12 protein-coding genes are annotated in these 9,496 nt (G+C 65.9%); 4 read left to right on the top strand and 8 right to left on the bottom strand.

The window, feature by feature from the left end; genetic code table 11:
* Positions 1–33 precede the first annotated feature (33 nt).
* From ACFV2O_RS31560 to ACFV2O_RS31540, 5 genes are all read right to left on the bottom strand, one after another.
* Positions 34–330 carry a hypothetical protein gene (locus ACFV2O_RS31560; RefSeq protein WP_379255180.1) on the bottom strand — a complete coding sequence of 99 codons (297 nt, stop codon included), beginning with the start codon at positions 328–330 and terminating at the stop codon, positions 34–36.
* Positions 331–408: 78 nt separating this feature from the next.
* Positions 409–2,208 carry a zeta toxin family protein gene (locus tag ACFV2O_RS31555; RefSeq protein ID WP_379255178.1) on the bottom strand — a complete coding sequence of 600 codons (1,800 nt, stop codon included), beginning with the start codon at positions 2,206–2,208 and terminating at the stop codon, positions 409–411.
* The gene (locus ACFV2O_RS31550) at positions 2,205–2,441 is read right to left on the bottom strand and encodes a hypothetical protein (RefSeq protein ID WP_379255176.1); all 237 of its coding nucleotides are present in this window, start codon (positions 2,439–2,441) and stop codon (positions 2,205–2,207) included. Before ACFV2O_RS31550 ends, ACFV2O_RS31555 begins: the two co-directional genes overlap by 4 nt.
* 515 nt (positions 2,442–2,956) lie before the next feature.
* Positions 2,957–3,148 carry a hypothetical protein gene (locus ACFV2O_RS31545; RefSeq protein WP_379255175.1) on the bottom strand — a complete coding sequence of 64 codons (192 nt, stop codon included), beginning with the start codon at positions 3,146–3,148 and terminating at the stop codon, positions 2,957–2,959.
* On the bottom strand, positions 3,145–3,285 hold the full coding sequence (locus ACFV2O_RS31540) for a hypothetical protein (protein WP_379255174.1): 141 nt from the start codon (positions 3,283–3,285) through the stop codon (positions 3,145–3,147). Before ACFV2O_RS31540 ends, ACFV2O_RS31545 begins: the two co-directional genes overlap by 4 nt.
* A 315-nt stretch (positions 3,286–3,600) precedes the next feature.
* On the opposite strand from ACFV2O_RS31540, the gene ACFV2O_RS31535 reads away from it, so the two are divergent.
* Positions 3,601–3,822 carry a DUF2283 domain-containing protein gene (locus ACFV2O_RS31535; protein ID WP_379255172.1) on the top strand — a complete coding sequence of 74 codons (222 nt, stop codon included), beginning with the start codon at positions 3,601–3,603 and terminating at the stop codon, positions 3,820–3,822.
* Positions 3,823–4,512: 690 nt separating this feature from the next.
* Entirely contained in the window at positions 4,513–5,520 is a 1,008-nt protein-coding gene (locus tag ACFV2O_RS31530) for a tyrosine-type recombinase/integrase (protein WP_379255171.1), read from the top strand.
* Positions 5,521–5,685: 165 nt separating this feature from the next.
* On the opposite strand, the gene ACFV2O_RS31525 is transcribed toward ACFV2O_RS31530, so the two are convergent.
* Genes ACFV2O_RS31525 through ACFV2O_RS31515 form a run of 3 tightly spaced genes read right to left on the bottom strand, consistent with a single transcriptional unit; the run spans position 5,686 to position 7,624 of the window.
* Entirely contained in the window at positions 5,686–6,318 is a 633-nt protein-coding gene (locus ACFV2O_RS31525) for a hypothetical protein (protein WP_379255170.1), read from the bottom strand.
* Positions 6,315–6,596, bottom strand: coding sequence for a hypothetical protein (locus tag ACFV2O_RS31520; RefSeq protein ID WP_379255168.1), 282 nt, complete (start codon positions 6,594–6,596; stop codon positions 6,315–6,317). Before ACFV2O_RS31520 ends, ACFV2O_RS31525 begins: the two co-directional genes overlap by 4 nt.
* Positions 6,596–7,624, bottom strand: coding sequence for a hypothetical protein (locus ACFV2O_RS31515; protein WP_379255166.1), 1,029 nt, complete (start codon positions 7,622–7,624; stop codon positions 6,596–6,598). The genes ACFV2O_RS31520 and ACFV2O_RS31515 overlap by 1 nt, the downstream gene beginning before the upstream one ends.
* Positions 7,625–7,927: 303 nt before the next feature.
* Here ACFV2O_RS31515 and ACFV2O_RS31510 point away from each other — a divergent pair, with 303 nt between their 5' ends.
* Positions 7,928–8,446 (top strand): hypothetical protein, encoded by a 519-nt coding sequence (locus ACFV2O_RS31510; RefSeq protein WP_379255165.1) that lies wholly within the window; start codon positions 7,928–7,930, stop codon positions 8,444–8,446.
* A 466-nt stretch (positions 8,447–8,912) separates the two neighbouring features.
* Positions 8,913–9,473 (top strand): TetR/AcrR family transcriptional regulator, encoded by a 561-nt coding sequence (locus tag ACFV2O_RS31505; RefSeq protein ID WP_379255164.1) that lies wholly within the window; start codon positions 8,913–8,915, stop codon positions 9,471–9,473.
* Positions 9,474–9,496: the final 23 nt, after the last annotated feature.

Genomic DNA, 9,496 nt, shown 5'->3' with positions numbered 1-9,496 from the left:
GCAGCGGGTGTAGGAAGTCGCGGCCGCTTTTGCTCATGCCGACGGTGCGCAGCTGGCCTGCCAGTCGTAGACGTTGCCGAACAGGTGGGCATGGATCGCACGCCATTCCGCGAGATCACCGGTGACGGGGATGTCAACCTTTCCGGTGCGGATTTCCAGTTCCCGCTTCGTGGTTTCGCGGTGCTCGCGGCGGGCCAGTTCGGCTTCGTTGTGCAGCCCGTAGCGGTTGCGCAGCATCATCTCGCCGGCGTCCGAAGGCCACAGATACGCCTGCCACAGCGTGTCGTGATCGTAGGGTTCGTCGATGTTCCTCACCACCTCGTCCTGCATGGTCGGTCACTGCTGGATGTGCTGCACAGAAGCGGGCGGTCGACTCCGAATGCGCGGCAGCGAGTGCTTTGCGGCCGTTCATGATTGCGGGGATGGCCCCAGGTCCTGGTCGGGGCGATCGGGCGGCTGCGGCAGGTACACGAACGCCTCGCCGACGTGGAAGGTTTCGGCGGACATGATGTCCCCGACCGCGAACCCGATGCTGTGTCCGGCACGCTGGTCGGCTGTGATGGGCTCAGAATCGGTGCGGCGTTCGTGGTGAGGAAGGCTGGCGATCTCGAGCCGTAGGTCCTCGACCGCGGAATCGAGCTGTGTGGTGATTCTGTCGGTGGCGGCATCAGAGCGTGGTGGTCCTGGATAACGGATTCGCTGCATGGTGCTGGCAGTGGGGTCGGCGAGGACGCGGTCGGGGCCGTCGGCGGCGAGGAAGGCTTCCAGCGCACCGCGCGGGATGTAGCGGCGCCATGCGTCGCTGCCTGTACGCCACATGCCGGCCAGGTCAGGTTGGTGGTAGCGCATCGGCGCCTCGACAACCGTCACGCTGCGTCGCAGGATCCCGGCGAACAACCGCGCCGCGGTCGCGTCGACCGTGTCGTCGACCCGCTCGGCGGCGAAGACGAGCTGGAATTGCCGGACGGGGAAGCGTGCGTTGATCTGGTCGAGGTCGGTGACCTCTTCCACGCTGACCCGCTCATCCAGCCCCGCGGCGGTCAATGCCGCCGTCCACATCGTCTTTCGTTGTTCACTGGTCAAGGGGTTGTATTGGGCGGCGCTGAGCCGCTCGAGTTCGTGATGCGCCAACACCAGCTCCGCGGGCAGAGGCGGTGGCGGTGGCAGCGGCGGCCGCAGGGTCAACACCCCGATCGTGAGACGCGGATAGCTTTGCAGCATCGTGGCCACGGTGTCGAGATCCGCGACGGTCACGACCTGAGAGCGGTCGAGAGTGACTGCCGACAGGTGTGATCGCGGTCTTTGGGCGGTGCGCCACAGCAGTGGCTCGACGAGTTCGCGGGTGTGGTCGAGTGCGTGCCGCAGCTGCGGATGAGCACGTGCTCGCAGGCTGGCATGCAGGCGAAGCCAGTCGCGGCTTTCACGAAACGACAGCGGTTGTTCGCGGATGAGCTCGATTGATTCCCGGGTCGAGGCGCCGCTCACTACGAGGGGTGGCTTGTGGGGATCCGTGGTGTCGCGGGGTGAGATGGTGGTGCGCCAGCCGGTGTGCTCGCGGATGCTGCGCAGGTACGGTTCGCTGTCGCGGCCGTGATAGACCGACAGCGCGGAGACGCGGTCGGCGGTCTGTGCCCAGTCCGCGACGTCGAGCAGCTTCTCGGTGCACTCGGCGAAATATTCGCCGCCTGCGTAGTCGACCGTTCCGAGGCAGTGGTAGTCGATCTGGGCGGATTCTAGGTCGGCGAGGCGGCTTTCGGCCAGCGAGTGAGCGGTGAAGGCGCATTCGATGCGGTAGGTGTCCGCAAGCGCGGCGACGACGTCGGCGGCGACTTCCCTGCTGGCGAGGGTGTTGTCGATGATGAAGCTGGCGCCGATGTTCGCCAGATGCTCGGTGGCCGCGATCAGCCATTGATGTGCCTGCTCGGCGACGAGGGGATCGACGGGGTGTTGGCCGCGCTGGTAGTGCGGGTGAAACAGGAGCAGGTCTTCGATGCCGAAGATGCTCGGCGTGCTGCGGGCTGAGAGGGTGTCGGCGATCGTGCGGGCCAGGGCGGCTGACGGTGCGCCGGGATGGCTGGTGAGCACGATCGCGTGTGGATCGGGGTCCGGGAACGCCTCGGCGAGCAGCACCGGGATGATCTGGGTGGTGAAGATGTGGGTGTGAACCTGTTCGGGTAGTCGCGGCGGCGCAGGCCCCGGCAGAGTCATTGGGGGTCGAGCTGCGCTGCCAGGTCGGCGGCGTCGATGGCGAGCACAGCTTGGATGTCGTGGTGGTGTTGCGGGCGCAACGCTGTCCGCCGGCGCACGAGCTCGTCGCGGATCGAGGCCCATCGCGGATCGGTTTCCGCTCGTCGGCTCGCGTCAGCCGCGAGCGCGGTCAGATAGCGTGTGGCGCGGTCGTATGCGGCGGTCTCATCGAGTGGCGGGATGGGGTGGCCCACAGTGATATTCGTCCTCTGATATCGGGGCTCGCGGCGTGTTCAGCGAGTGCGGATACGAGGCTACGCGCTGATCGACCTGCACTGCGGCGGGTGGTTGACGAGCCGCGTTCGTGTCGTGGACGTCTGTGCGCTCCGCGCCAAGGACACGCCGATCGGCGAACGTGTTGGAAGATCTGCGTGTGCGGGAGTTACCAACATTGTGAGGCGGAGTATTCGCTACTGCCTGAGGAACTCGTCGCGGTGCTGCTGCCGGACGGCGGGTTTGGAAAAGAGCGTCTTCTCACCGACGATCCTTCGCTTTGGCTGCCTTACCCGTCGGTGCCGAACTGTTCATCAGCCCAGTCACCCGAACTTCTGCCCGGACATCAGCGCGGCGGGCCAGCGTCCGTACTGCTTCTCGGTCATCCTCAGGAACTCGCGAACATGCGAATCTCGCGTACTCGCAGCGTGCGGCCCTCGTCGGGACCGTCCAGGACCGTGAGCCAGTCGCCAGCGCGATGCATGCTCATGGCGCGCTACTTTCCGCCCAGACGGGCGCACTGTGGGCAATACCGTTCACCGACGTGTGTGACGACACCCCAACTCTCCAGCGTCGCCGGGCTGGTCATCGTCTGCGCACCGCACAGGGCGACCAGCGACGTAGGGTCACTACTGAGGTGGTAGACCCATGTGCTGGATCTCGACTCGACGATCCGGACGTTGCTCATGTGATCTCCTCGGCCAGCAGCCACCACGGTGAGAAGGCCGAGAACGTCCAGACGCTGCCGTCGAACGCAGTCTCCACCTCACCCGAGATCGGGTCGGGCGGGAATCCGAACCAGCGGGCGGCGTAGTCACGATTCATCTTCCGGTGTATGGCGCCCGGAGGCACAGTCGACAGACCGTGCGCGCTCATTCCGCCTCCTCGATCAATCGCTGCCGATCGACAGCGGCCTGCTCCGCGTGCCAATGCTGCGACCCTGCGCAGCGTAACAAGACAACCGCGCTGGCCAGGGAGTCGAGATAGCGCGCATACAACCCGCGCGGCCTCAGGGAGCTACCGCCACTGAACCCGCAGGTGTCGTCGTTCACCGACGAACGCACCGCTGACTAGTCCCCGGCGAAAGCTTGCCTGTAGCAGATGCATTCGGGGAAGAAGGCTGTGAGGCAGGATGTCGGCATGAGCGTACCCAGAGTCACCTATGACCCCGTAGCCGACGCCGCCTACATATACCTGAGGCACGAGATCCCGCCCGGCGGTGTGGCAACGACCGTTCCGGTCGATCCGATCGCGATCGGAGGCATGGTCAACGTCGATCTCGACGCCGAGGGCGTCATTGTCGGGATCGAAGTGCTCGATGCGCGGGCGAAACTGGATCCGAACTTGCTGCCTGACGACTGACCCGCGTCAGCACAAACACCTGCCCCGCTCGACGAAATGATCATGTACGTCGAGATCGGGCCGGAGGTCATCTGGTGTCCGGCATTACCGCGCGTTTGAGGCATCGAGTCAGTTGGGAGAATCTAGCCGACAGGCTGCGCCTTTACGGCGCGGGCCGGAAGATACCGCGGCCGTGTCAATCGCACGCGGGTCCAGGCAATTGCCGATGGTGACGGCCAAGCACTCATCCATTGATAGCCCGATCCTGGCGGTGATAAACGGTTCGCACTGGTCCTGCGGCTCGGCCGGTCAGATCCGCCCGCATGCCTTCCCGGGCATCGACCCACTAGCGTGTGGCGAACTCGAATGCACGCCTTCCTATTGCGACGAGATAGCGTTGCCCACGGTGATGTTCATTGTAAAAGCCTGCGATACGTTGAGCGGGTCACCGGCCTAAGGCTACGTGCGGATCCCCCGCGCTATGCCGGTCTGCGTTGACCGGCCGACCCGGGCCGCTGCGACAGGTGGGCCAGTCGAGAAGCCTTGGGGTTATCGCGCTGAGCAGTTTCGAATTCGGCCATCCTTCTTGGGCCGCAAAAAGTTGCACCATTAGTAGCGGCGCTAAGCGCGACTTATCGCCACTAATGGGTTGCGTTGTTTGTCGGTGTCGCCTGCGATCCTTGGCAGGGACAGCGAAGGAGGTGGTGGCCGGTGACTGGTGGGGTCGCTGCGGCTGATTTTCGTGACGGTGGGGCGTTCGGTGAGGAGCCGGGCGGTGATGGTGGCTGGGCGGGGGAGAAGGAGTTGTTTCGTCGCTGGCTCGCGGCGAGTCTGCTGGCGCCGACGTCGCAGGCAACGTACCTGGAGCGGACGGGGGCGTATCTGAGGTGGCTGAAGGCGGCGGGCCCGCAGTATCTGGATGCGTTGAGTTCGTCGACCGGACGGGATCAGGCTGTGGCGGCCTACTTGACGCATCTGGGTGTGGAGCGGGGGCTGGCGAGGTCCACGCACAATGTGTCGTTGGCCGCGTTGGATTCCTACTACACCTGGCGAGGTTTGGGGGAACCTGAGGTCGAGGCGGTCAGTGTGGACAGGGCTGTGCCGCCGACGTTGACTCCATTGCAGCGCAGCCGGTGTCTGGATGAGGCGGCTGCGCGGACACCGCGCGATTACGCGGTGTTCGTGCTGCTGTTGAAGACCGGGTTGCGGCGCGAAGAGCTGTCCAACATCGATATAGACGACATCCACCTGGATGCGGTGTCCGGTTGGGTGCGTGCGCCAGGCCCGGGTGATGAGGATCGTGTGGTGCCGTTGGATGCGGGCGCGCGCAGGGTGCAGTTGACGTGGGCGGCCGCACGGCGAAAGTTGCTGGGCCGCAAGAAGGAGAAGGCGTTCTTCCTCGGCCGTAGCGGTAAGCGGATTTCACCACGACGTGTTGGTGAGATCGTGTACGAGATCGGCGTGGCAGCGGGCCTGCCTTCGGCCTTGTCTCCGGGAGTGCTGCGCAATACCTTCGAGCAGGATCTGCTGCTGGAGGGGCGGGAACTGGCCGAAGTGGTCTATCTGATGGGCCGATCCAAGCCGGATCTCGGCAAGGTCCGGGCGCTGCGCGCGGCGGGTATCTCCGCCCGGCCGCAACGCAGCGGGCCCGGTATGCGCGCCGGTGGCCTGCCTGGGGCTGCTGTGGGGGTCGCCGAGCAGTTGCGCATGGAGTTCTGAAGGTCTCATCTGCCGCGGGCCCTGCATGGTTGAGCACGTGCGCGTGATGTGGTGATCGAGTTCAGTTGTTCTCGTCGATGTCGGCAGCGGGAGTGGATCCGCGTGGGCAGTTTCGATCGGGTTGCGGCGGTGGTCGTGGCTGTCGTGGACAGAGAATTGTAGGAGCTAGTCCACGATGGCGGGCACCTCCTCGGCGATGGTCGGGTCGACCGGCAGCGCCGCGGTGTGCGTGCTGTACCAGGTGAAGAATGCTTCCGCGCGCGCCTGGTCGAAGGTCACCGTCAGCGTCAGATCGTTGTGCTGGAGGTCCATGGTGACTCCGCTGGGCAGCTGACCGCCGTGGCCGGTGTCGGCGAGCCATGTGGTGACCAGGCTGCACACCGCACCCGTAGCCTGCCCAGTGGCAGTGAGCGTGGCAACGACGCTGAGAGTGGTGTGGTCGATCTGGATACGGGTGCCGAGCCCGGGAATCGTCGACTCCAGGTGCTGGGTGAGGTGATCGAGGTCGCCGACGGTACGGCAGAATGCCTCGAAAGTCTGCGCCGCGGTGATGAGGTGGTCGCGGTGGCGGTCGACCAGCTCGCGGGCGCATTCGCGGAATACGGGATCGGTGATGTCGGCGAGGCGCCGCACAGTGATCTCTTCTCCGCCGCGGTGGCTGTCTGCGCCGCGGCGCACGGTCCATTGACGGACGATGCCCTCGGCATCGATCAAGGTCACGGTCTGCAGGTCACATGCCGGTTTGATGCGGACACTCCATCCGGTGGGCAGGCCGGTGGCGCGGTCGACGGTGATCACAGCAGACTCCTCGAGGTTAGGGTGGGCACCCGCTGCGGCAGGCGCACTGCAGCGGCGGCGGCTGTTCGAGTTCGGAGGGCGAGGGCGCGGGCACGCAGTCCGGCGCAGGCGAAGTAATCTGCGATCCGGACAGCGCGGGTGTCCAGCAGCCATTCGGCGCATCGCGCCAGTTCCACTGCGGCATCATGTTCTGCGTTGTCGGAGGAGCTTTCGGCGGCGTCGTAGTAGTCGGTGAGGGCGGCAGCGAGGGTGCTCGCGCAGGTGATAGGGCGGTTCATCAATCGGTTTCCTCGATGGGGTAGCGGTCGTAGAGTCCACGCAGCCGCGCGGCGGCGGCCGGTGAGGCACCGGCGAGGGTGATCTCGCGGGCGGCGCGCTGCTCGGCGGTGTCGTCGCTGGTGCCGCGGCCGGGGTCGATGTGGTATTCCACGACCTGTTTGTGGTGGCGGCCGTCGATGTAGAGGTCGACGGCTGTGCCGGCGTCAGGATCACGGAACACGACCAGTTCGATGAGCTGTCGTGTCTCGGTGTCGGAAGCGGCTGATGGGGTGGTCTGCGAGGTGAGGACCGAGCGCACTGCGCGCAGGTCATCGTTGAGGCGACGCACGAGGTCGGTGAGGAAAGCCGTGACGGCTTCGACCTGGGTGGCGGTGTCGGCCGCGTAGTGCAGGCCGCGTTCGTATTCGACGGTGGCCAGGCGCACGCCCCACAGGGCGTCGTCGGGCCCTGTCTGCGCCCACACCTGGAGCCCGGCCGGGTCGGTGAGGTCGTCGTAGCGCACGGTGACCGGCAGGTCGCTGGGCAGGTTGGCGGCGAAGACGCCGCCGTGGGCGACGAGTTCGTCGATGATGCGCCGAGTTTCTCTCCGCCAGCGCAGGTTCCAGCCGCGGGCGGTGGTCGGCACCGATCGTAGCCAGGCGGGGTTGCGCAGGCAGTCGGCCAGCGCGGTGTCGTTGATGCTGATCGCGACGGGCTTGAGAAGCGAGGATGTCGGTGGTTGCCGCGCTGTCGGCCGCGCCGGTGTCTGCGAGCGCTGCTGGGTGGGCGCGGTGGACGGTGCGGCCCATTCTCGGCAGCTGCAGATCGTGGGGGCGTGACCGCGATAGACCTTGGCGCTCGTGAGGCTGTCGATGCGGGCAGACACCGCCTTCGACAGCGTCTCAGCGTGGTCGATGAGTTCGGTGAGGTCCTCGGTGCGCAGGTGCATCGCCTCGGCCAGCGCTGCGACGGTGTCGTCGGTGAACGTCCCCGTGGCGCGCAGTCGCGCGATGAGGCACGCGAACTGCACCGGGTCGTGTGGCTGCATACAGCAGACTCCTTCCAGGAGAGGGGGCGAGGCGGCCGGGTGTCGGTGAGATCGCTCGCCAGGCCGCCGTGGCGGGTGATGGCCTCGATGCGGATGCGGCTATCGACCGCGCGGCAGGCCGTTTCGTTACGCAGCCGACGTGCCGCTGCAGGCGCGGTGCAACAGCGTGAGGTTGTGCCCGACGCGCTGGCAGGGGGCCTCTAGAGCCTGCCCACTCGCGGCTGCGTAAGTACGACAGTGGTGGCGAGCTGCTGCCGGAATGCGGTTGGATATTCGTCAGATCGCGACAGTGAAGGATCGCCGATGTTTTTTCCTGCCCACGTGCCCGATATCCACAACGCCCGCATGATCGAGGTGTTCGGAGGGCCTGCTGCGAACCTGACCCTGGATTGGGATGTCGCTGTGTGCAATTCGCAGTGGAGCCGGGTGTTCACCGGGCTTCGGACCGGGATGAACCTCATCGAGTGGCTGTTTCTGGACCCGGCGGCGCAACGGATGCCGAACTGGGGGCAGGCCGCCCGGCAGTTTCTGCTCTGGTATCTCGACGCACAAGAGCGCGACTCAGGCACCAGACGCGCCTTCCAACTGTTGTGCTCGTGCGCTGCGGAGAACCCGGCTCTGAAGCCACTGCTGCAAGACCCTGACCCCGAAGAGCTGACACGGATATGGAACGAGCCAGCGCCGATGGTGGCCACCGACCCCGCCACCGGGTTGGAAACCACTTTCCGGTTCCGCATCCAGTCTCCGGTCGGTTTCGACCCTCAGACACTGCAGCGGCGTTCGACGGCCTATTACACGATGCTGGGGATAGCGGACCGGTAATCCCTGCCCGCCCTTCCCACGGGCAGGTAAGCCGGCAGCGGTGCGGCGAGGAATCATCGGTGGCGGATAACGGCTCGCTACTGTGCGGTGGTGGTTTCAGCGGGGGGAGGGCTCGGCGGCGCAGGATTTTGGTGATGAGTCGGCGTGCGGCTCGGGTGGGATAGTGGAGGTGTCTGCGGCCGTGGTGGGCAGCTGCTTCGGCGCCGGTGTCGAACAGTGGTGTCGACGACTGGTAGGCGATGGCGGCTGTCAGTGGCCAGCTGGAATTCCCCATCGGCGGCCAGCTGACGGGGAGCTATCTGGCCGCCAGGGTTACGTTGCAGCAACGGCGACGCTGGCTGGTGGAGGCGTGATACACGTTAAGAGGATGTTCGTCGGACCGCCTGCTTGACAGTTCGCCTGCCGGGGCCGTTCTTGGGGGCTGGTCAAGATAGCATCGGGGGCTGGCACTAGGTCAGGACTGGAGATGCCTCGCAACAGACGTCCGCAGGATCGGGAAGAGAAGCGCGCGGAGATCGTGGTGGCTGCTCGGCGGTTGTTCGTCGAGCACGGATACGACGCGGCGTCGATGACGCGGATCGCCCGCGACGCCGGAGTCGTGTCGAACACGCTGTACTGGTACTTCCAGGACAAGGACGCGGTATTGATCGCGGTCCTGGACGCGGTCCTGGCCGACTCGATGGCCTCCTACAGCGAAATGCTCGGCTCCGGGCTGGCTGATCGGCTGTTGTGGCTGGTCGAGGAATTGGAGCAACTGGGCCGGTTGGTGAGCACGGTGCACACGCGCGCCAAGGAGTCCGCGGCCATTCACGAATGGCACGAGCAGTTCCACGCGCTGGCCGAAGGATTGTTCCGGGCAGAGCTGATCGAGCTCGGCGTGCCCGCTGACGAACTGGATCCGCTGGTCGCGATCGGCGTCTTCGTTGTCGAAGGCTTGCTGACGCATCCGACGGAGCAGGCCCAGCGGCGCGCGGTGATCGAGACGTTGCTGAACAGCGCTCGCAGTCTCGCCGCAGCCGCCGGCTGAGTGCCTGCTCTCCGCACGCCCAC

Origin of the sequence: Nocardia sp. NPDC059691 (genome assembly GCF_042733915.1) — a bacterium.
Classification (GTDB): Bacteria; Actinomycetota; Actinomycetes; order Mycobacteriales; family Mycobacteriaceae; genus Nocardia; species Nocardia sichangensis.
The sequence above is the reverse complement of the archived record's forward strand: the minus strand, read 5'-3'. Positions and strand labels throughout refer to the sequence as shown.

Coding starts and splice junctions, on each gene's coding strand:
- ACFV2O_RS31535 (WP_379255172.1), top strand. CDS start 3,601: ATGAGCGTACCCAGAGTCACCTATGACCCCGTAGCCGACGCCGCCTAC.
- ACFV2O_RS31520 (WP_379255168.1), bottom strand. CDS start 6,596: ATGAACCGCCCTATCACCTGCGCGAGCACCCTCGCTGCCGCCCTCACC.
- ACFV2O_RS31545 (WP_379255175.1), bottom strand. CDS start 3,148: ATGAGCAACGTCCGGATCGTCGAGTCGAGATCCAGCACATGGGTCTAC.
- ACFV2O_RS31555 (WP_379255178.1), bottom strand. CDS start 2,208: ATGACTCTGCCGGGGCCTGCGCCGCCGCGACTACCCGAACAGGTTCAC.
- ACFV2O_RS31540 (WP_379255174.1), bottom strand. CDS start 3,285: ATGAATCGTGACTACGCCGCCCGCTGGTTCGGATTCCCGCCCGACCCG.
- ACFV2O_RS31505 (WP_379255164.1), top strand. CDS start 8,913: ATGCCTCGCAACAGACGTCCGCAGGATCGGGAAGAGAAGCGCGCGGAG.
- ACFV2O_RS31510 (WP_379255165.1), top strand. CDS start 7,928: ATGTTTTTTCCTGCCCACGTGCCCGATATCCACAACGCCCGCATGATC.
- ACFV2O_RS31515 (WP_379255166.1), bottom strand. CDS start 7,624: ATGCAGCCACACGACCCGGTGCAGTTCGCGTGCCTCATCGCGCGACTG.
- ACFV2O_RS31560 (WP_379255180.1), bottom strand. CDS start 330: ATGCAGGACGAGGTGGTGAGGAACATCGACGAACCCTACGATCACGAC.